General features: G+C 55.0%; 19 protein-coding genes and 1 pseudogene. 12 read left to right on the top strand and 8 right to left on the bottom strand.

Annotated features, from left to right (window positions below; translation table 11 throughout):
* Positions 1–74: 74 nt before the first annotated feature.
* The 3 genes from rsmF to yebS all read right to left on the bottom strand — a co-directional run bounded on the left by rsmF (position 75) and on the right by yebS (position 5,478).
* A complete protein-coding gene (rsmF, locus tag U9O48_RS13370; protein ID WP_324722645.1) occupies positions 75–1,517 on the bottom strand; it encodes a 16S rRNA (cytosine(1407)-C(5))-methyltransferase RsmF in 1,443 nt (480 codons plus the stop codon).
* 75 nt (positions 1,518–1,592) lie between these two features.
* Entirely contained in the window at positions 1,593–4,226 is a 2,634-nt protein-coding gene (locus tag U9O48_RS13365; protein ID WP_285144269.1) for a PqiB family protein, read from the bottom strand.
* Positions 4,195–5,478: a membrane integrity lipid transport subunit YebS gene (gene yebS, locus U9O48_RS13360; RefSeq protein ID WP_285144270.1), complete on the bottom strand. Its 1,284-nt coding sequence runs from the start codon at positions 5,476–5,478 to the stop codon at positions 4,195–4,197. Before yebS ends, U9O48_RS13365 begins: the two co-directional genes overlap by 32 nt.
* Positions 5,479–5,609: 131 nt before the next feature.
* Here yebS and U9O48_RS13355 point away from each other — a divergent pair, with 131 nt between their 5' ends.
* The 4 genes from U9O48_RS13355 (at position 5,610) to htpX (ending at position 10,035) form a co-directional block, all read left to right on the top strand.
* Positions 5,610–6,107, top strand: coding sequence for a GAF domain-containing protein (locus U9O48_RS13355; protein WP_282494628.1), 498 nt, complete (start codon positions 5,610–5,612; stop codon positions 6,105–6,107).
* A gap of 97 nt (positions 6,108–6,204) precedes the next feature.
* Positions 6,205–6,891: an RNA chaperone ProQ gene (proQ, locus tag U9O48_RS13350; RefSeq protein ID WP_282494627.1), complete on the top strand. Its 687-nt coding sequence runs from the start codon at positions 6,205–6,207 to the stop codon at positions 6,889–6,891.
* A gap of 19 nt (positions 6,892–6,910) precedes the next feature.
* Entirely contained in the window at positions 6,911–8,959 is a 2,049-nt protein-coding gene (gene prc, locus U9O48_RS13345) for a carboxy terminal-processing peptidase (RefSeq protein WP_282494626.1), read from the top strand.
* A 194-nt stretch (positions 8,960–9,153) separates the two neighbouring features.
* Complete coding sequence (gene htpX / locus U9O48_RS13340) at positions 9,154–10,035, top strand: protease HtpX (protein ID WP_095282358.1); 882 nt, start codon at positions 9,154–9,156, stop codon at positions 10,033–10,035.
* Between the two features lie 53 nt (positions 10,036–10,088).
* Here the strand turns inward: htpX and U9O48_RS13335 are convergent, their stop codons facing one another.
* The gene (locus tag U9O48_RS13335; RefSeq protein ID WP_285149556.1) at positions 10,089–11,462 is read right to left on the bottom strand and encodes an MFS transporter; all 1,374 of its coding nucleotides are present in this window, start codon (positions 11,460–11,462) and stop codon (positions 10,089–10,091) included.
* Between the two features lie 178 nt (positions 11,463–11,640).
* On the opposite strand from U9O48_RS13335, the gene kdgR reads away from it, so the two are divergent.
* On the top strand, positions 11,641–12,432 hold the full coding sequence (kdgR, locus tag U9O48_RS13330) for a DNA-binding transcriptional regulator KdgR (protein WP_285144273.1): 792 nt from the start codon (positions 11,641–11,643) through the stop codon (positions 12,430–12,432).
* 57 nt (positions 12,433–12,489) lie between these two features.
* On the opposite strand, the gene U9O48_RS13325 is transcribed toward kdgR, so the two are convergent.
* Entirely contained in the window at positions 12,490–12,729 is a 240-nt protein-coding gene (locus U9O48_RS13325; RefSeq protein ID WP_282494623.1) for a YobH family protein, read from the bottom strand.
* 160 nt (positions 12,730–12,889) lie between these two features.
* On the opposite strand from U9O48_RS13325, the gene mgrB reads away from it, so the two are divergent.
* The 7 genes and pseudogenes from mgrB to rlmA all read left to right on the top strand — a co-directional run bounded on the left by mgrB (position 12,890) and on the right by rlmA (position 18,118).
* Positions 12,890–13,033, top strand: coding sequence for a PhoP/PhoQ regulator MgrB (mgrB, locus tag U9O48_RS13320; RefSeq protein ID WP_095282354.1), 144 nt, complete (start codon positions 12,890–12,892; stop codon positions 13,031–13,033).
* A gap of 73 nt (positions 13,034–13,106) precedes the next feature.
* Positions 13,107–13,397: a YebO family protein gene (locus U9O48_RS13315; protein WP_282494622.1), complete on the top strand. Its 291-nt coding sequence runs from the start codon at positions 13,107–13,109 to the stop codon at positions 13,395–13,397.
* A gap of 22 nt (positions 13,398–13,419) precedes the next feature.
* Positions 13,420–14,409 (top strand): MBL fold metallo-hydrolase, encoded by a 990-nt coding sequence (locus U9O48_RS13310; protein WP_285149557.1) that lies wholly within the window; start codon positions 13,420–13,422, stop codon positions 14,407–14,409.
* A gap of 522 nt (positions 14,410–14,931) precedes the next feature.
* A pseudogene (locus tag U9O48_RS13305) lies at positions 14,932–15,076 on the top strand (DUF2627 domain-containing protein).
* 12 nt (positions 15,077–15,088) lie between these two features.
* Complete coding sequence (gene cspE, locus U9O48_RS13300; RefSeq protein WP_001062678.1) at positions 15,089–15,298, top strand: transcription antiterminator/RNA stability regulator CspE; 210 nt, start codon at positions 15,089–15,091, stop codon at positions 15,296–15,298.
* A 219-nt stretch (positions 15,299–15,517) separates the two neighbouring features.
* Positions 15,518–17,236, top strand: a complete 1,719-nt coding sequence (gene ftsI, locus U9O48_RS13295; RefSeq protein ID WP_285158013.1) for a peptidoglycan glycosyltransferase FtsI — start codon at positions 15,518–15,520, stop codon at positions 17,234–17,236.
* Between the two features lie 66 nt (positions 17,237–17,302).
* A complete protein-coding gene (gene rlmA / locus U9O48_RS13290) occupies positions 17,303–18,118 on the top strand; it encodes a 23S rRNA (guanine(745)-N(1))-methyltransferase (RefSeq protein WP_285149559.1) in 816 nt (271 codons plus the stop codon).
* Here rlmA and mntP read toward each other — a convergent pair.
* From mntP to U9O48_RS13275, 3 genes are all read right to left on the bottom strand, one after another.
* A complete protein-coding gene (gene mntP / locus U9O48_RS13285; RefSeq protein WP_282494618.1) occupies positions 18,115–18,681 on the bottom strand; it encodes a manganese efflux pump MntP in 567 nt (188 codons plus the stop codon). The genes rlmA and mntP overlap by 4 nt on opposite strands.
* A gap of 399 nt (positions 18,682–19,080) precedes the next feature.
* The gene (locus tag U9O48_RS13280; protein ID WP_285144276.1) at positions 19,081–19,539 is read right to left on the bottom strand and encodes a DUF986 family protein; all 459 of its coding nucleotides are present in this window, start codon (positions 19,537–19,539) and stop codon (positions 19,081–19,083) included.
* A gap of 54 nt (positions 19,540–19,593) precedes the next feature.
* A complete protein-coding gene (locus U9O48_RS13275) occupies positions 19,594–20,445 on the bottom strand; it encodes a PTS mannose transporter subunit IID (protein WP_095282347.1) in 852 nt (283 codons plus the stop codon).
* Between the last annotated feature and the right edge of the window lie 8 nt (positions 20,446–20,453).

Genomic DNA, 20,453 nt, shown 5'->3' with positions numbered 1-20,453 from the left:
GTACGACCAGTGTGATCGCCCATTTTTCAGCGTAGTGCAGGAGAGCAAAAGCGCCAGTGAAAATGTGCTGTTTTTTATTCGCTGAGATCGTTACCGGTAAACAGGCGACCATCGCGAACCAGTTCGCGCGGGTAGCTGTTCTTCAGACGTGAGCCGACTTTCTTCGCCAGGCCCAGCGGGAAGCCCTGATAGGTGACAATCATTTCGTCTGCCGGTGGTGTGGCTTCCGGGTACACATCGCGGCCGCGATACCACTCTTCCGCCTCTTTGTGCGTCAGGGCAAAGGTGTTCTCATCCCTCGCCAGGGCAATGACCGATTCATGCTGCCAGCGATAGCCTTTGTTGTGCACTTCCGCCAGGCGCATACCGATGCGGGAGAAACGGACTTTGCCAATGAGAGGCTCGATCACGACCGGGAAGAGCCAGATCTCTTTGTCGCGCTGCCACAGGCGCAGATTGTCGTCCCAGTGAAGGCCGACTTTATTTGCGGCTTCGGTGACCTGCGCGGTTTCGCGTCCTTTCAGGGGGGCGAACGGGAAGTTGCCGACTTTAAATTTCGGGGTCGGTAAAGCGTCAATGGCGGCCGTTTTACGCAGGCGCGCGACAAAGAAGCCTTCGCAGTCAAAAATCTGCGGGAAGACGTGGAGGAACCCCTCCGGCGTCAGGGCCTCATTTGCGCCGTCGAACAGCCTGTCCAGCGCCACGAACTCGACGGCCTGCGGGTATTGCTCTTTCAGCCACAGACAGACGGATTCGTTCTCATCGCGGTTCAAGGTGCAGGTGGAGTAAATCAGCGTTCCGCCCGGACGCAGGGCGTGAAACGCGCTGTCGATGAGCTCACGCTGGGTGGCGGCAATCTCAAGGTTGCTGGCTACGGACCAGTTTTTAAGGGCATCGGGATCTTTACGCACCACGCCTTCGCCCGAGCACGGGGCATCCAGCAGGATCGCATCGAAGGATTCCGGTACCGCAGCGCCAAAAACGCGGCCATCGAAGTGAGTCAGGGCAACGTTGCTGATCCCGCAGCGGCTGATATTGGCATGCAGGACCTTCACCCGGCTCGCGGAAAATTCATTGGCCAGAATGGCACCCTGATTGCCCATCCGCGCGGCGATCTGCGTGGTTTTCGAGCCGGGCGCGGCGGCGACGTCCATCACCCGCGCAGGCTGATTGTCATCCGCAAACAGTGCGGCAACGGGCAGCATCGAGCTCGCTTCCTGAATGTAAAACAGCCCGCTCAGGTGCTCGGCGGTGCTTCCCAGCGGCAGGGCATCTTCGTCATCGCGCTCAATCCAGAAACCTTCCGCACACCATGGGACGGGCGTCAGCTGCCAGCGGTAGGGCGACACCAGCGTCAGGAAATCGGCCACGCTGATTTTGAGCGTATTCACGCGAATGCTGCGGCGTAACGGGCGCTGGCAGGCGGCGATAAAATCATCCATCGAGAGATGAGCGGGAAGTGCCTCGCGCATCTGCGCCAGGAATTCGTCAGGAAGAAACACGGAGTTTTGAGCCACGGGCGTACCACAGGGAGTAGATAAGGGGCGCAGTGTAGCATAAAGGCTCCGGTGCGTTGACACCGGAGCGTTCGATTAACGTGGCAGGGCGGTGCCCCATTCACGCCACTCTTTCGGTTCGCTTTCGAGCAACAGGAAGTGTTTGCCCGGCTGCGCTTTCGGGGCGAGCGGCGTGCCTGGCGGTGTCGCAAAGGCGATGCCGCCGCGGATGAATTGGTTAAAGGTCCCGGTTTTCACCACGCCGCCGGTCAGGCCGAAATCAAGGGAATACCCCGATGCCAGCCAGAAGACGGAGTTGTTACGCACCAGATGCTGATAGCGCTCGCTGATCCGAAGCCCTACCATCACGCGATCCGACAGCGTACCCAGCGTCAGCCCGGTCACGGTACCGACCTCAATGCCGCGGAACAACACAGGCGTGCCGATACTCATGGAACCCGCTTCCGGCACTTCCACCACAATGCTCAGGCCATCGAGATAGCGGGAGTCCGTGATGGTCGCTTCCTGCAGCTCAAAGTCGCGGCGCGCGTTGCCGTTGCCCGGTTCGACGTTGATGTACGGCTGCAGGATGGTGTCGAGATGCTCAACGCCGGCGGCAGAAATCTGCGGCGTTACCACCGAGAAGCGCGTTCCGGTGCGGGCAAAGTTCTGCATGTATTCCGGATAAAGCACCGCCGTGGCCTGGACTTCATTGCGGGCAGTAATCAGCGTCAGCTTCTGGATCTGCCCGATATCAATGCCCAGGTAGCGAATCGGCATCCCTTCTGCGAGTTTGCCCGCGTCGAAGGCGTGGAGCGTAATCTGGCCGCCGACCGCGCGTGCGGCGGTTTCCGACGGATAGAGCACGCGTTTATCGCCTTTGCGCTGGTTCGCGCCTGCACCGCTTAAGTTATCAAAGCTGATCGCCCCACGCAGCGCGCGGGAAAGGGGAGAGGCCTGCACGGTCAGTCCGCTGCCGTTAAGCTGCACTTTCGCGCCGCCTTCGGCCCAGAAGACGCTGTTGGCGGTGAGTAAATTGCGATACTCCGGTTTGATATGCAGTTCGATATCAAAGGCGTCGGCGCGCGGACGCACGGTGATCACTTCGCCCACTTCGAATTTGCGGTACAGCACCACCGAACCGGCCTGCACGTCTGGCAGAGTGTCAGCGCGCAGCGTCAGGGTGGTGGTCGGCATATCGCTCAGGCTGTTTTCAATCGCTTTTTCCAGGTTGGCGTACAGCGGATAGCTGTCGCGCATCTCGCCTTTCTGGCCCGGCAGAATACGAATGCCGCCGTTGATCCATTCGCTGGCGCTGGCTCCGAGGAACTCGACGCCGTCGAGACCGACTTTGACGTCGACCCGGCTGTTGACCACAAACTTGCTGTCGCCATGCACCAGGTCACGGTATTGCGGATCGACCGCGACGGAGAAAGTGACGCCTTTTTCGGTCAGTTTGCGCTCCAGCACCTGGCCGACCTGTACGCCGTGCAGAATCAGCGGCTGTCCGGCTTCAATACCGTAACTTTCTGGCGCGGTCAGGGTCAGGGTCATCACGCCGGGTTTTTGCAGTAAGGCTTTATCTGCGGGCGCGATAACAAAGTTGCTGCTGGGCTGGCCTTCGCCGGGGATCAGCTCAAAGGTGCTGCCCGTCAGCAGGCTGCTGATGCTGGCATCACTCAGTGAAATTTTCGGATTACGCAGTTCGATACGCGTTTTTTCACGCAGAAGATCGACGACGCTCGGGTCGACGGTCATTTCGCCGGTCACCGAGCCGCCCGGGTTCAGCGTCAGTTTGGTGAGCTGCCCGACCTGCAAACCCTGGTACATCAATGGCGTCGAACCGGCGTTAAGTCCTTTGGCATCCGCCAGGGCCAGCTTCACGATCACGCCGCGCTGGCTGTGGGCCAAATCGGCATACAGGCCGAAGTTATCATCGGCGGCGGCGGTGTCCGAATTTTCCGGCGAGTCGAAGGCGATCGCGCCATTGACCAGCGCCGCGAGGCTTTCGAGCTTCACTTTCGCACCGCTGAAACTGACATCGGCATCCACGCCCGAGACATTCCAGAAGCGACTGCCTTTTTTCACCAGACCGGTGAAGCGGCGTTCGATCAGCACGTCAATGGTGACGCCCTGTTTGTTGGGGTTAATCGCGTAGTCATAGACGCGACCGACCGGGATTTTGCGGAAATAGACCACCGAGCCGCTGCTCAGGGAACCTAAGTCCGGCGAATGCAGATGGATCATCAGATCGCCATTGTTCAGCCGGTATTTTGGCTGGGTGTCCAGGGCGGTGAAATGGTCCTGGGGTTCGCCTTTCCCGGGCATCATGCCGATATAGTTCCCGCCGACCAGCGCGTCCAGCCCGGAAACGCCTGCCAGAGAGGCTTTCGGCGTCACCAGCCAGAACTGGGTTTCGCTGCGCAGGGCATCCTGCATATCGGCTTTAATACTGGCGCGAACCTGAATTTTGTTCAGATCCTTGCCGAGCCGGATATCCTCGACCGTTCCCACTTCGACGCCCTGGAAGCGCACGGGGGTTCGCCCCGCGACGATGCCGTCCGCCGTCTGGAAGTCAATGGTGATGGTATTGCCGCGATCCTGATAGCTCGTCCAGATAAGCCAGCCCGCAATCATCAAAGCGATGACGGGCAGCAACCAGAATGGCGAAATGCGGCGTTTTGTTTTAATTCTCGCTTCAGTCGTCGAAGCGGGCGTTTCCTGACTCATGTGCATCCCAAAGTAAGCGGCTATCCAGCCATTCCACTGCAAGAATAGTCAATATCACCGCAGAGCCGAAATAAAAAGCCGCGGGTCCCATAGTAAAAGCGAGCAACTGATCGCGATTGATCAGCGACATCATTAACGAAATAACGAACAGATCCAGCATCGACCAGCGGCCAATCCACGTGACAAACCGCAGGAGCAGGATGCGGGTGCGTAACCCTTGCTCACATTTAAATTGAATGCTGATGAGCAGGGTGAACATGACGATGACTTTGGTGAAGGGCACCAGAATACTGGCTATAAACACCACCCCCGCCACGGCGAAGTTACTGCTCGCCAGCGACACAATACCTGACATGATAGTGTCTTCCTGCCGCGCACCGTTAACGTAAATGATCGAAATCGGTAACAGGTTGGCGGGCAGAAGGAAAACGATCGAGGCAATCAGCGCGGCCCAGCACTTTTGCAGGCTCTGTTTACGCCGCAAACGTAACGGAATGTGGCAGCGCGGACAGCGACCACGCGCGTCCGGCAGGCCGGTAAAATGGCAGCCGAGGCAGGCGCGCAGATTCGGGTCGGGCCGCGTCGCCGGGCGCTGCGGGTAAAAGCGCTCCCAGAGCTGTTCCACGTTCAGATGGATCAGCGTCATGATGCTGAGTAACACCAGCGCGACAAAGGCAAACAGGCCGATGCCGGGCTGTAAGAACGCGTAATCCTGCACCTTAATCGACGCCACGCCGATGCCGACCAGATAGATATCCAGCATCACCCACTCCTTGAGCTTCTCCAGCATCAGCAGAACCGGGCGCAAGTTCATGCCCAGAATATTGCCGAACCAGAGATAGGCGATAGCGGCGACCAGTACCATTGGCGCGCCGACGGTGCAAAACAGCACCATTGCGCCGGTCAACGGATCGCCCTGTCGGGTCATCTGCCAAATCCCCATCAGCAGGTTGGCGTCGATGCGCACCCCCAGCAGATATAACTTGAGCAGCGGTTCGCCCCAGGCAAAGGGCATGAGCAGGAGCATGGTGACGGCCATCGCCGCCAGACGGGTCAATGACCAGTCGCGTCCATCGCGAATTTTGGCGTCACAGCGCGGGCAATACGCGCTCTGATGCGATTTCATCTTCGGCAACATAAAAAGCGTATCGCACTGCGGACAACGCTGATAATGTGCACGAGGTAGCGCATCGCTGACCGAGTGGACAGTGATCTTTTTTGCCGGCGTAATTCTTGGAGTATTGAGTGCCATCAGTCGCGCATTAAAGGATTAATTAACGTTATATTAACTCATCTTGGGATTCATCTTGAGAATGAGCGCATTTAATGTTTATTTTAATAGGCTATGCTCTATTTTTTGTACGACAACCAAGTGATTGATTAATGAACAAAACAGAATTCTACGCGGATTTGAACCGCGATTTCCAGGCATTGATGACAGGTGAGACCAGTTTTTTAGCTACGCTGGCAAATACCAGCGCGCTGCTGTTTGAGCGTCTGTCGGATGTGAACTGGGCTGGTTTCTACCTGCTGGAAGGGGATACGCTGGTTCTCGGGCCATTCCAGGGCAAGCTTGCCTGCGTGCGGATCCCGGTGGGACGCGGCGTGTGCGGGACTGCGGTGGCGCAAAATCAGGTTCAGCGCGTTGAAGATGTGCATGCCTTCGACGGACACATTGCGTGCGATTCGGCGAGTAACTCCGAAATCGTCCTGCCGCTGACCGTAAAAAATCAGATTATTGGCGTACTGGATATCGACAGCACGGTCTTCGGACGCTTTAGCGCCGAGGACGAACAAGGGCTGCGTGAACTGGTCGCTAATCTGGAAAACGTATTAAACGCGACCGATTATCAAAAATTCTTTGCGAGCGTCGCAGGATAATCAACGGATAACGTAGCATTTACGGATGACGTCATTATAATGTCGCCTGTTCATGCCTGCGGCTAGTTGGCAACGTCCGTTGTAATCAGGAAATTTCATGGAAAATCAACCTAAGTTGAACAGTAGTAAAGAAGTCATTGCTTTTCTGGCTGAGCGTTTCCCACAGTGTTTCACTGCTGAAGGCGAAGCTCGTCCCCTGAAAATTGGTATTTTTCAGGATCTGGTAGCGCGCGTTGAGGGTGAGATGAGTCTCAGCAAAACCCAACTGCGTTCTGCCTTACGTCTTTATACTTCAAGCTGGCGTTACCTTTACGGTATCAAGCTGGGCGCGACCCGTGTCGATCTCGACGGCAACCCTTGCGGTGAGCTGGACGAGCAGCACGTTGAGCACGCACGTAAGCAGCTTGAAGAAGCCAAAGCGCGTGTTCAGGCACAGCGTGCTGAGCAGCAGGCGAAAAAACGCGAAGCTGCTGCAGCAAATGGTCAAGAAGAAGCGCCGCGCCGTGAGCGTAAACCGCGTCCTGCTCCACGTCGTAGTGAGAACAGCGATCGCAAACCGCGTGCTGATAAACCAGCCGCTAAAGCACAGCGTGCGCCTCGCGAAGAACAACGCCACACTCCGGTTTCTGACATCAACGCGCTGAGCGTCGGTCAGGCTCTGAAGGTGAAAGCGGGTAACAATGCGATGGATGCCACCGTACTCGAAATCACCAAAGATGGCGTTCGTGTACAGCTGACGTCTGGCATGTCAATGATTGTACGCGCAGAACACCTGGTGTTCTGAAACGGAGGCCAAGCCTGGCATGAACACTCTTTTTAGGATCACCGCGCTGGCTGGCCTGTTTGCAATAACAGGCCACGCTTTCGCAGTGGACGATATTACGCGTGCCGATCAAATTCCGCTGTTAAAGGAAGAGACTCAGCACGCGACGGTCAGTGAGCGCGTCACCTCGCGCTTCACCCGTTCACATTATCGTCAGTTCGATCTCGATCAGGCCTTTTCGGCCAAAATTTTCGATCGCTATCTGAACCTGCTGGACTACAGCCACAACGTGCTGTTGGCCAGTGATATTGAACAGTTCGCGAAGCGTAAAACCGAAGTCGGCGATGAGCTGCGCAGCGGTAAACTCGATCTGTTCTACGATCTCTACAACCTTTCCCAGAAGCGCCGTTTTGAACGCTATCAATACGCGCTGAAAGTGCTGGAACGTCCGATGGACTTCACCGGCAACGACAACTTTAATCTCGACCGCAGCAAAGCCCCCTGGCCGAAAGATGAAGCCGAGCTGAATGCGCTGTGGGACGGCAAAGTGAAGTTCGATGAGCTGAGCCTTAAACTCACCGGTAAAGATGAGAAAGAGATTCGCGAAACGCTGACCCGTCGTTACAAATCAGCGATTCGCCGTCTGGCACAGACCAACAGTGAAGACGTGTTCTCTCTGGCGATGACCGCCTTTGCTCACGAAATCGACCCGCATACTAACTACCTTTCCCCACGTAACACCGAACAGTTCAATACCGAGATGAGCTTGTCTCTGGAAGGGATTGGCGCGGTGCTGCAAATGGATGAAGACTACACGGTCATCAACTCCATGGTGGCAGGCGGCCCTGCGTCGAAAAGCAAAGCGATCAGCGTCGGCGATCGTATCGTCGGTGTCGGTCAGACAGGTCAGGGCATGGTCGACGTGATCGGCTGGCGTCTTGACGATGTCGTCGCACAGATCAAAGGCCCGAAAGGCAGCAAGGTTCGCCTTGAGATTTTGCCTGCGGGTAAAGGGACGAAAACCCGTATCGTGACCCTGACGCGTGAGCGTATTCGTCTGGAAGATCGCGCGGTGAAAATGTCCGTGAAAACCGTCGGCAAAGAAAAAGTCGGCGTGCTCGATATTCCTGGCTTCTATGTCGGCCTGACAGACGATGTGAAAGTGCAGCTACAGAAGCTTGAAAAGCAGAATGTCAGCAGCGTGATCATCGATCTGCGTACCAACGGCGGTGGGGCACTGACCGAAGCGGTTTCGCTTTCGGGTCTGTTTATCCCGTCTGGCCCGGTGGTTCAGGTGCGTGATAACAACGGCAAAGTGCGTGAAGATGCCGATACGGACGGTGTGGTTTACTACAAAGGTCCGCTGGTGGTGCTGGTGGATCGCTTTAGCGCCTCCGCATCAGAAATCTTCGCGGCTGCGATGCAGGACTATGGTCGTGCGCTGATCGTCGGTGAACCGACCTTCGGTAAAGGCACGGTGCAACAGTACCGCTCCCTGAACCGTATTTACGATCAGATGCTGCGCCCTGAGTGGCCTGCGCTGGGCTCTGTCCAGTACACCATTCAGAAGTTCTATCGCGTGAACGGCGGCAGTACGCAGCGTAAAGGCGTGACGCCGGACATCATGATGCCGACCGGCACCGAAGAGACGGAAACAGGCGAGAAGTTCGAGGATAACGCGTTGCCGTGGGACAGCATTAATGCTGCCACCTTCGTGAAATCCGGCGACATGACCCAGTTCGGTCCGGAATTGCTGAAAGCCCATAACGACCGTATCGCTAAAGATCCGGAATTTCAGTACATCATGAAGGACATTGCGCGTTTTAATGCCCTGAAAGATAAGCGGAATATTGTTTCTCTCAACTTTGCTCAGCGTGAGAAAGAGAACGAAGAAGACGATGCAACCCGCCTGGCGCGCATCAACGATCGTTTCAAACGTGAAGGCAAACCGCTGCTGAAGAAACTGGAAGATCTGCCGAAGGATTACCAGGAGCCAGATCCGTATCTGGACGAGACGGTACATATCGCTCTCGACCTGGCAAACCAGGAAAAGAGTAAACCGGCTGCACAACCCGCTCCGGTGAAATAACACCCCCGACAGGCACAAGAAATTGTGCCTGTTTTTTTTAGTTCTGCATCCTCCCGTCAGCAAGCTCATAAACAATGTAAAGTTGTGTCTTTCTGGTGACTTACGCCCCTCGAATCCTTGAAAATAGCCACAATACCCATACGATGTGGGTAATCGCATAGTGCGTTTTGTTAAACAGAGGTTAAAAGAAAATTATGATGCGAATCGCGCTTTTCCTGGTCACCAACCTTGCGGTCATGGTGGTATTCGGGCTTGTGCTAAGCCTGACAGGGATCCAATCAAGCAGCGTTCAAGGCCTGCTGATTATGGCGCTGCTGTTCGGTTTTGGTGGATCGTTTATCTCGCTGCTGATGTCGAAGTGGATGGCGTTGAAATCAGTCGGTGGCGAAGTCATTGAGCAGCCACGTAACGATATGGAACAGTGGCTGATGAACACCGTGGCTCAACAATCGCGCCAGGCGGGTATCGCTATGCCGCAGGTGGCGATTTATCACGCGCCGGACATTAACGCCTTTGCGACCGGTGCGCGTCGTGATGCCTCGCTGGTCGCGGTCAGTACCGGTCTGTTGCAGAACATGAGCCGTGATGAAGCAGAAGCCGTCATCGCGCATGAAATCAGCCACATTGCCAACGGCGACATGGTGACCATGACCCTGATTCAGGGTGTGGTTAACACCTTCGTTATCTTTATCTCGCGTATTCTGGCGCAGATTGCCGCAGGCTTTATGGGCGGTAACCGTGATGACGGGGAAGAGAGCAACGGCAACCCGCTGATCTATTTCGCGGTCGCCACGGTGCTGGAACTGGTGTTTGGTATTCTGGCAAGCATCATTACCATGTGGTTCTCCCGTCACCGTGAGTTCCATGCGGATGCGGGTTCAGCAAAACTGGTCGGTCGCGAGAAGATGATTGCTGCACTGCAGCGTCTGAAAACCAGCTACGAGCCGCAGGAAGCAACCAGCATGATGGCATTTTGCATCAACGGTAAATCAAAATCCCTGAGTGAACTGTTTATGACCCACCCGCCGCTCGATAAACGTATCGAAGCGCTGCGCAGCGGGGAATACATCAAGTAATCAGGCAGTAAGAAAAAGCAGCCGGGTTGAGCAGAAATGCCGCCCGGCTTTTTTTATGCCTCGACGCGAGGCTGCGTGACGCGCAGGCCGCTGATGACGGCGGCGAGGGTGGCAAGCGTCCCGGCGGTGAACAGCGCGACATGCGTGCCGTTTTGCCCGGCGACGTTAAACATCAGCGCCACCAGCGCAGCCCCTGAACTTTGCCCTAACAGACGCGCGGTGCCCAGCATTCCGCTGGCGCCACCGCTGCGATGACGCGGAGCGGCGGTGATGATGGTGTGATTATTCGGCGACTGGAACAGGCCAAAACCAGCCCCACACAGGATCATGCGCCAGATAATATCCAGATCCGTCGGGGCTGTCGGCAGCATGGCCAGCGCGAACAGCCCGGTCGCCATCACCACCAGACCCAACGCCCCCAGTAATCCCGCGTGAACCCGCTCGATGAGATACCCGGCAAGGGGCGCCATCACCATGGTAGCCAGCGGCCACGGGGTGAGCAGTAAACCGGTTTCGACTTCAGTGCGTCCAATCACGCCCTGCAAGAAGAAGGGCAGGGAGACCAGGGCCAGCATCTGGGCGCAGAAAGAACAGATGGATGTGCCAATCGACAGGGAAAAGAGTGGAATACGCAGCAGATCGACGGGCAACAGCGGGGTGGGGAGTGCCAGCTGGCGGCGAACGAAAAAGAAGCCGATGATCAGCATGGCGACAATCTCCGCGCCAATCAGCGTCAGCGATTGCCCCTGAGCAAACCCGCTTAGCGCCGTGATCAGCAAACCAAAGGTCAGGGCATTCATCACCGCGCTCGGTAAATCGAAGCGCGGCATAGAGCTTTTCGCACTGTTCTCAGGCAGATAGCGCAGGGCAAACAGCAGGGAGATAATCCCCAGCGGGACGTTAATCAGGAACAGCCACTGCCAGGAGGCAACGGAAAGTATGGCCGCCGCGATGGTCGGCCCTGCGGCAGACGACACCGCGACAATAAATGAGTTAATCCCCATCCCGCGCCCAAGTTGACGCTGCGGGTAGATCAGACGTATCAGTGCCGTATTCACGCTCATCAGCGCCGCGCCCCCAAACCCCTGAGCGATACGCGCGAACGTCAGGGTGTGCAGCGAATCAGACAGCGCACAGAAAAGAGATGTGACCGTAAAGACAACCAGCCCGCACTGATAGACGCGGCGATAGCCAAACATATCGCCGAGAAACGAGAAAGAAAGCAAAGAGACGACGATAGCAATCTGGTAGGCATTGACCACCCAAATGGAGCTGGCCGGAGAGGCGTGCAGGTCGCTGGCGATAGTCGGCAGGGCGACGTTGGCGATGGCGCCGTCGAGTACCGCCATTGAAATACCGATGATTATGGTGGCGATTGCGCCGTATCGCTGCGGCAATGGCAAGCCATCAGAGGATTGTTTTTCCATGGGAAATGAAACGCTCGGGGAGATATTATTATCAGACTAGCTAGTTTAGCATCGTTATTTCGGTTTTATGTCGCAGATTTGTAACGAAGTAAACGCAGATCGATTGCAGCATGACGGTCACGAATTTATAATAAAAACCGGTTCTGATTTTTATAAAACACTCGCAATGAGGTGATAAATGGCAATCGCAGATTTGGATAAGCAGCCAGATTCTGTTTCTTCCGTGCTGAAGGTGTTTGGCATCTTACAGGCGCTGGGTGAAGAGCGCGAAATTGGTATTACAGAGTTGTCGCAGCGTGTGATGATGTCAAAAAGCACCGTTTATCGCTTTCTGCAAACCATGAAATCCCTGGGCTATGTCGCACAGGAAGGCGAATCTGAGAAATATTCTCTGACCCTGAAGCTGTTCGAACTCGGGGCTCGCGCGCTGCAAAACGTGGATCTCATTCGCAGCGCCGATATTCAGATGCGCGAGCTGTCGCGTTTGACGAAAGAGACCGTCCACCTGGGCGCGCTGGATGAAGACAGCATCGTCTACATCCATAAAATCGACTCCATGTACAACCTGCGCATGTACTCCCGCATTGGTCGTCGCAACCCGCTGTACAGCACCGCCATCGGTAAAGTGCTGCTGGCGTGGCGCGATCGCGAGGAAGTGAAAGAGATCCTCGAAGGCGTGGAGTATAAACGCAGCACCGAGCGGACCATTACCAGCACTGATGAGTTGCTGACGGTGCTCGATCAGGTGCGTGAGCAGGGCTACGGGGAAGATAATCAGGAGCAGGAAGAAGGGTTACGCTGCATCGGGGTACCGGTGTTTGACCGTTTTGGCGTTGTCATCGCCGGTCTGAGCATCTCCTTCCCGACGCTGCGCTTCTCGGAAGAGCGTCTGCACGAGTATGTCGCTATGCTGCATACCGCAGCGCGCAAGATTTCTGAACAGATGGGCTACAACGACTATCCGTTCTGAAATCAACAATAAAAAACGCCGCTGAGAAGCGGCGTTTTTGTCTTTCTGTTCTGTCGGTTATCCGTTGTCGACGACCTGCTGGCTTTTACGCAGAATCGGGCAGTTAGACATTCCGATGATCCCGCTGTCGCTGTGCAGATATTGCGCGGTGCTGATACCGCGGGCGGTGAGATATTTACACTGGATACCCAGTCCCGCAGCGTTCTCTGTGCTTCCCATCAGCACGCCGTATCCCGTCAGTAAAATACCAATCCACAAAATGGCGAGGACAATAATTGTCCGAATAATGATGCGCATGAAAGCCTCATTTTTTTGCTAATAATGCTGTTAAGACTAATAGTTTTACTCTATGAAACAAGTGCATGATTCCGAAAATTTTCTGATGAAGGTACAGTTAGTCCTTGTTTAAGATAACCGTGATAACCTGGTTCAATCAGGTCATAAGACGGAGTGTGGAGTGAAAAAATTTCGCTGGGTAATTCTGATTGTAGTACTGATTGCCTGTGTCATTTTATGGACGCAGACAATTAATGTCATGTGCGATCAGGATGTACAGTTCTTTAGTGGCATTTGTGCAATCAATCAATTCATCCCCTGGTAGTATTCATTTTGATAACAGATGGTACGCTTCCTCTGCGTCAGTGCTAAAATGGCGTTTTTATTGAGGTGGTAAAATGGGTGAGTTACTGAATTCGGGGCTGCTGAACGTAGCCTCACTGGCGATCTCTCTGATCGTGATGATTATCGGCCTGGCGCTGTGGTTCTTTGTCAATCGCGCCAGCTCTCGCACCGATGAGCAGATTGAGCTGCTTGAAGCCCTGCTTGACCAGCAGAAACGCCAGAACGCGTTGCTTCGCCGTCTGTGCGAAGCCAACGAGCCGGAAGAGAAAGAAGCGCCAAAAGCGGCTGCAGAAGTGGTCAACGAAGACGAAGATGATTTCATTCGTCTGGTCGCTGAACGCTAACGGCTAAAAGGGGGAGGAGGCTGTGGTCTGGAAAAATCCGTGGTATAACCCCTCCCTCAAACATCATACCCCCGACGGATTTCGCAATATCGACTTCACCAGTCATCAGCCGGGTGACGTCGAGCGCTGGCGAAAGGAGCGTAAAGCGGCCGGATTACCGAAGCCGCCTTCACTTGGTTATCACGATTTTGTCCGCCAGTGGTGGCAGCCTGCCGAGCTGAACGACCTCTCAGAAGATGGCGTCTGGTGGCTGGGGCATGCCAGCGTGCTGCTGCGCTTAGACGGGCAATATCTGCTGACCGATCCGGTTTTCTCCCGACGCGCCTCTCCGTTACCCTTTGTGGGGCCGGAACGCAAAACCCCACCGGTTATCTCCGTTGAGACGCTCCCGCGGCTCGATGCGTTAGTCATCTCTCACAATCATTACGATCATCTCGATTCCGCCACTGTCCGCCGCCTGCTGCGCCGTTTTCCCGATCTCACGGTGTTTGTACCGCTGGGCCTCGGCGACTGGTTCCGCCGTCGCGGGGCGAAAAGCATTATCGAACTCGACTGGTGGCAGAGCGCTATCTTTCAGGGGCTCGCGATTACCGCAGTACCCGCTCAACACTGGAGTATGCGCACGTTCTGGAACCGAAATCGTTCGCTGTGGTGCGGGTGGGTGTTCGAAGGGACAACGCAACGTTTCTGGTTCAGCGGCGATACGGGGTATTCTCCACAGCTGCTCGCCATCCCCGAAAGGCTGGGGGAGATCACCGCCGCGGCGCTACCTGCCGGTGCGTATGCACCACGCTGGTTCATGTCGGCCCATCATATGGATCCGCAATCCGCCATCGCACTCTGGCAGCAGATGGGAATGCCGCGCGCCTTTCCGATCCACTGGGGCGTGTTTGAGCTGGCCGATGAGTCCCTCGATGAGCCGGTGCTGGAGCTGACTCAGGCGCTGAGTAATGTAGCCCCGATTAATGACAACTTTAGAATATTGAAAATTGGTCAATATTTATCCCTGTGATCTCTCGCCGCTGCGCTGAATATATTCTTTATTACAATTCTGGCCCTTGCCGTGTATTTCCATCGAAACGTTTTTCTTGCTTTCTTTTGAAGCAAGGTCATAAAACTTTCATTATTTTGGTGCAAAACTGAAAACTGGCGTTTCAGACTTATATGATGAAGGCGAACAATAAATAACCGGAAAATTTCATTGTGAAACTCAAACCCTTACGTTGATTTCAGCATAACTTTTCGCAAATTGTTCTAACTCAATCATTGCATCTAATAAAGATTCCGCGCTGGCTGGATCTATATCAAAGATTGAGCTAAGGTAAAATTGCTTTAGATTACAGGGGCTCTGCAGGCTCCTGTCTGACGGTAGGCGCTGGTTGTCGTGCGGTCATGCGTGCACGCAGTTGTGCATAATGTCGCAAGGTCACATCAGAGTTTGTGCGGCGGATCTAGACACGTTTAAAAATGGCTTGCCATAATTTTCGTTGTATGTAATAACACGTTTTGGGTCAAACGAGGTACAGTTCTGTTTATGTGTGGCATTTTCAGTAAAGAAGTCCTGAGTAAACACGTTGTCGTTGAATACCGCTTCTCTGCCGAACCTTATATTAGTGCCTCATGCAGTAATGTCTCAGTTTTATCTATGTCAATGCCTGCGGGCTAAGAAAACAATCTAAGGAATTTTGCAAATGGCAAAGATTAAAGGTCAAGTTAAGTGGTTCAACGAGTCTAAAGGTTTTGGCTTCATTACTCCTGCTGACGGCAGCAAAGATGTGTTCGTACACTTCTCTGCAATCCAGGGTAACGGCTTCAAAACTCTGGCTGAAGGCCAGAACGTTGAGTTCGAAATTCAGGACGGCCAGAAAGGTCCGGCTGCTGTTAACGTAACCGCTATCTGATCGAATCCCTGCTGATTCAGAAACGCTTAAGCGTTTCGCTCTCAGACATCAAGCCTCGCCTTTGCGGGGCTTTTTTAATCCTTTTCTTTCAAAATGTTACCTCTTTCGCTTCTGTTAGTAGTTTGTTGCAAAGCTACGAGGTTAGAAGCATTGTTTTCGCACCAAAAGTCACGTTTTTCCCGTTAAATCAGGGCGTTGTTTATCAGACCTGGAGCTCGGGTGAAAAAGAAAACTACTCCACCTGCCGGAAATTTCACCCCGGCGCGTTTTGTCCTGCTTTGCATCGCCATTTTAGGCAGCCTGACGTTCCTTCTGGGCCGCGTCGCCTGGTTACAAATCATCAAGCCTGACAACCTGGTTAAACAGGAAGATATGCGTTCTCTGCGCGAAGTGGCGATCAATGCCCCGCGCGGGATGATTACCGATCGTGAGGGCCGTCCGCTGGCGGTGAGTGTCCCGGTTCAGGCCGTGTGGGCCGACCCGAAAACGGTCCTCGCCAAAGGGGGCGTCGGCTTTGACGACCGCTGGCAGGCCCTGGCGAATGCCCTGCATATCTCCCTCAGCAGCCTGGCCGCGCGAATCAATGCCAGTCCTCAGGGGCGTTTTATCTACCTGGCCCGTCAGGTGGACCCCTCCCAGGCCCAGTGGATCGACAAACTCAACTTACCGGGGATTAACCTGCGCGACGAATCGCGCCGCTTTTATCCTGCGGGACACGTGGCCGCCAATCTGCTCGGCTTTACCAACATCGACGGGCAGGGGATTGAGGGCGTTGAAAAGAGCTTTAACGCCCAGCTAACCGGCAAACCGGGCGTTCGACGGGTAAGGGAAGACCGCTACGGCCACGTCATTGAGAACCTGACAGAAGTCTCGCCGGTTCCGGCGCATAACATTCAGCTCAGTATCGACGAGCGGCTACAAACCATCACCGAAGATGCGCTGGATAACGCCGTGGCGTGGAACAAAGCCGAATCCGGTGCGGCGGTGTTGATTAACGTCCAGACCGGGGAAATCCTCTCGATGGCGAGTTTCCCGGACTTCAACCCGAACAACCGCGAAGGGGCGACGCTAAACGATTTCCGCAATCGGGCGATCAGCGACACCTTCGAGCCCGGTTCCACGGTCAAACCGCTGGTACTGATGACGGCGCTTCAGCAGGGCCTGGTGAAACCGGACAGCGTCATTGATACGCATCCGTACACGCTGGATGGTCACCGGATCCGCGACGTCGGCTATTATCCTGAACTCTCCCTGACCGGCATTTTACAAAAATCGAGCGATACGGGCGTGTCGCGCCTGTCGCTGGCGATGCCCATTCAGCACCTGCTGGATACCTATCAGGGCTTCGGTTTTGGCTCAAGCACCGGACTTGGGCTGACGGGGGAGAGCAGCGGCCTGCTGCCGCAGCGTAAATTCTGGAGTCAGCTCGACCGCGCGACCTTTGCCTTTGGCTACGGTTTGATGGTTACACCGCTGCAGCTGGCGCACGTTTACGCCACCATCGGCAGCTACGGCCTGGAACGCCCGCTGTCGATTACACGCATCGATCCGCCGGTGATGGGCCACCAGGTGATGCCGGAGGAGATTGTCCATCAGGTCGAACATATGATGGAGAGCGTCGCGCTGCCGGGCGGCGGGGGCATCAAAGCGGCGGTGCGCGATTATCGCGTGGCGATCAAAACCGGCACCGCGAAAAAGATTGGCGACGATGGCAAGTATGTCGATAAATACGTGGCCTACACGGCAGGCGTGGCGCCGGCCAGCCATCCGATGTTTGCCCTCGCGGTAGTCATCAACGATCCGCAAAACGGCAGCTATTACGGCGGGGCGGTGTCGGCACCCGTGTTCAGCCAGATTATGGGCGATGTTTTGCGCATTGAAAACGTCGAACCCGACGGCCTGCCACCTGATTCTAACCATCTTATCGTGATGCGCTAAGCCAGGCGTTTTATACCAGGGCGAATAGCGGTACACTTTCGCCCTTTGATATTGCCTGGAGTTACCATGTCATTCAGTTGTCCCTTATGCCACGCGCTGCTGACGCACGAACACAATAGCTATACCTGTCCGCAGGGGCACCGGTTTGACAAGGCGAAAGAAGGCTATGTGAATTTGCTGCCCGTTCAGCACAAACGCTCCCGGGATCCGGGAGATTCCGCTGAGATGATGCAGGCGCGTCGCGCGTTTCTCGACGCCGGTCATTATCAGCCGCTGCGTGATGCCGTGGCTGAACGGCTCGCCACGGTGATGGAAGAGAACGCCACGTCGATTCTGGATATCGGCTGCGGAGAAGGCTACTACACAGCAGCCTTCGCGGAGGTGGCGAAAAGCAAAGGCGCCGAAACGGTGGGGCTGGATGTCTCTAAATCGGCCATTCGCGCCGCGGCGAAGCGCTATCCGCAGGTGACATTTTGTGTGGCCTCGAGCCATCGTCTGCCGTTTGAAGAGGCCAGCCAGGATGCGATTATCCGTATTTACGCCCCCTGTAAAGCAGAAGAGCTGGCGCGGGTGGTCAAACCGGGCGGGTGGGTGATCACCGTGACGCCGGGGCCGAAACACCTGATGGAAATGAAAGGGCTGATTTACGACGAAGTGCGTCTGCATGCCCCGCATTCCGAACAGCTGGCCGGTTTTGCGTTGAAGCATGAGCAGTCATTGGGCTACGAAATGACACTGACAGGCGAGGAGGCGGTGGCACTGCTCCAGATGACGCCGTTCGCGTGGCGGGCAAAACCGGAAGTATGGGAAACTTTAGGGAAACAAGAGGTGTTTCGCTGCCAGACAGATTTCAGTCTTCACTGCTGGCAGCGCGAGGGTTAACCGTAGAAGTGCGACCAGAGGATCTGTCCGCCAATCCCGATTAACACGATACCGCCCAGGATTTCGGCTCGCTTACCTAACAGCGGGCCGATAAAGCGACCGACCATTATTCCCAGCGTCGACATGATCAGCGTGGCACAGCCGATAGCCAGCGCGGTGGCGATGATATTCACCTGCAGGAACGCCAGACCGACGCCGACGGCCATTGCATCCAGGCTGGTGGCAATCGCGGTGGTCACCAGCAGCCAGAAACCGTGGCGGTGAATCGGCGCTTCGTCTTCAGCTGTACTTCCACGACACCCTTCAATCACCATTCGCCCGCCGAGGAACGCCAGCAGGATAAAGGCAATCCAGTGGTTCCACTCCAGCACAAACTGGCTGGCGAGCATGCCAAGTCCCCAGCCGATAAGCGGGGTGAGGGTTTCGATAGCGCCGAAAATAAGACCGGTGCGCAGGGCTTCAGAGAATTTTGGTTTGTGGAGCGTGGCACCTTTACCCATTGAGGCCGCGAAAGCGTCCATGGACATGCCGAAAGCGAGAAGGATCGTAGCGGAGATATTCATTTAAAGCGTCCAGACCGGGGATATCCATATGACACATCACTGCCCCCAGTAAACAGCAGTTGATGTATCTATGGTCTCGCCTGACCTCAATGCACAGAATCTGTGCAGAAAGCGATCCGTACGCACCACGTTTTTCAACGAGTATGTTGACACGTACATTTCCCTGGGACGGGAAATCGGCTACTCCCCAACGACGGGCGCAACCTTAACATATTTTGAGAATATAAAACAACAACAGGAAGGTATTATTCCATTAACTTGTTGATAACGATTTTCATTTAGATTTATTGGTGAGAATAACGTTAATAAATATAAGTTAATTCAGGCGGGAATATAGCTGTGGCTATATATTGCTCGCCGCGAAAAGAGACAATATATAGCCGTTGCTATAAATTTAACTCATTGAGTTTTAACCATTAATTTGTATATTTTCTCGAGGTCATCAATATTCTTCACCCGGATGAGCAGGCGGCGCTGCTCTAATTGCATGACCAGCACGCCGTCCTCGGATAAATTCATCTCTTTAATACGGTTATATTCTATCCACGCATTGGCGAAGAAAAAGCCATGACGTTTGAAGAGGATCTTCGGCGCTCTGATCCAGAAGAGATAAATCGCCATTAATGCCAGCGCACATAATAACCATGTGGTTAATAATGCACCGTGGCTCATGGCATTGTTGTAAATCAGAATGGCGAGCAGACCCGCGAAGATAAAAGCATCAACCCGACCGCGACGCAGGAGGGGGATGGAAAGCAGTGTCTCGCCGTGGCGGCGGGGCATCAGGAATTCGTCGTAAATGGCGTACGCCAGAAGGGCAACAATAAACAGAACCAGTACGATATCCGTAACCGTCATTCGTCCTCCAGAATAAAAAACCGGGGGCAAGCCCCCGGTAGATAAAGCGAAAACTTACAGACCCAACAGGCCGATAGCGTAACCCACGATACCGATGACGAAGAAGCCAACGATGATCCACAGGGCGTTCACTTTCTTACGCAGCAGCCACATACAGGCAAAGGTCAGCAGCAGCGGCACCAGGCCCGGCATCAGCTGGTCGAGGATGGTCTGCACGGTGGTCACACGCGTTTGTCCATCCTGACCGGTGATGGTCGACACCACCAGCGGGATGTTCACGTGCGTCCACTTGTTCACCAGAGCCCCCATGACAAAGAGGCCGAGAATGGACGCCCCCTCAGTCAGTTTCTGCAGGAAGCCGCCGCCCATATCAGAAACGATATCGACACCTTTACGGTAGCCGTAAGCCACGCCGTAGTAACGGGTTGCCAGACGGACTGCGTTGAACAGAATGAAGAACAGCAGTGGGCCGAGCAGGCTGCCGCTCATCGCGATACCCGCGCCGAGTGCCGCGAAGACCGGACGTACGGTACCCCAGAAGATTGGGTCGCCCACGCCTGCCAGCGGACCCATCAGACCGACTTTGATACCGTTGATGGCACCATCGTCAATCTCTGCGCCGTTTGCACGCTGCTCTTCCATCGCCAGAGTTACGCCGAGAACCGGAGCCGCAACGTAAGGGTGGGTGTTAAAGAATTCCAGGTGACGTTTAATCGCCTGGCGACGTGCTTCGTTGTTTTCCGGATACAGGCGTCGAATCGCCGGTACCATGGAGAAGCAGAAGCCCAGCGCCTGCATACGTTCGAAGTTCCATGAACCCTGGAACAGGTTCGAACGCAGGAATACGCCACGAATATCACCCGGAGTGAGTTTTTTCTCGGTGGTAGTTTTTGTCATATCAACCATTTCGCTCA

This window comes from Lelliottia sp. JS-SCA-14 (genome assembly GCF_035593345.1).
Lineage (GTDB): Bacteria > Pseudomonadota > Gammaproteobacteria > Enterobacterales > Enterobacteriaceae > Enterobacter > Enterobacter wanjuensis.
The sequence above is the reverse complement of the archived record's forward strand: the minus strand, read 5'-3'. Positions and strand labels throughout refer to the sequence as shown.

Bases quoted from the DNA above. Each gene is read 5' to 3' on its own strand.
- U9O48_RS13365 (WP_285144269.1), bottom strand. From the start codon at position 4,226: ATGAGTCAGGAAACGCCCGCTTCGACGACTGAAGCGAGAATTAAAACA.
- yebS (WP_285144270.1), bottom strand. From the start codon at position 5,478: ATGGCACTCAATACTCCAAGAATTACGCCGGCAAAAAAGATCACTGTC.
- U9O48_RS13355 (WP_282494628.1), top strand. From the start codon at position 5,610: ATGAACAAAACAGAATTCTACGCGGATTTGAACCGCGATTTCCAGGCA.
- proQ (WP_282494627.1), top strand. From the start codon at position 6,205: ATGGAAAATCAACCTAAGTTGAACAGTAGTAAAGAAGTCATTGCTTTT.
- prc (WP_282494626.1), top strand. From the start codon at position 6,911: ATGAACACTCTTTTTAGGATCACCGCGCTGGCTGGCCTGTTTGCAATA.
- htpX (WP_095282358.1), top strand. From the start codon at position 9,154: ATGATGCGAATCGCGCTTTTCCTGGTCACCAACCTTGCGGTCATGGTG.
- U9O48_RS13335 (WP_285149556.1), bottom strand. From the start codon at position 11,462: ATGGAAAAACAATCCTCTGATGGCTTGCCATTGCCGCAGCGATACGGC.
- kdgR (WP_285144273.1), top strand. From the start codon at position 11,641: ATGGCAATCGCAGATTTGGATAAGCAGCCAGATTCTGTTTCTTCCGTG.
- U9O48_RS13325 (WP_282494623.1), bottom strand. From the start codon at position 12,729: ATGCGCATCATTATTCGGACAATTATTGTCCTCGCCATTTTGTGGATT.
- U9O48_RS13315 (WP_282494622.1), top strand. From the start codon at position 13,107: ATGGGTGAGTTACTGAATTCGGGGCTGCTGAACGTAGCCTCACTGGCG.
- cspE (WP_001062678.1), top strand. From the start codon at position 15,089: ATGGCAAAGATTAAAGGTCAAGTTAAGTGGTTCAACGAGTCTAAAGGT.
- rlmA (WP_285149559.1), top strand. From the start codon at position 17,303: ATGTCATTCAGTTGTCCCTTATGCCACGCGCTGCTGACGCACGAACAC.
- mntP (WP_282494618.1), bottom strand. From the start codon at position 18,681: ATGAATATCTCCGCTACGATCCTTCTCGCTTTCGGCATGTCCATGGAC.
- U9O48_RS13280 (WP_285144276.1), bottom strand. From the start codon at position 19,539: ATGACGGTTACGGATATCGTACTGGTTCTGTTTATTGTTGCCCTTCTG.
- U9O48_RS13275 (WP_095282347.1), bottom strand. From the start codon at position 20,445: ATGGTTGATATGACAAAAACTACCACCGAGAAAAAACTCACTCCGGGT.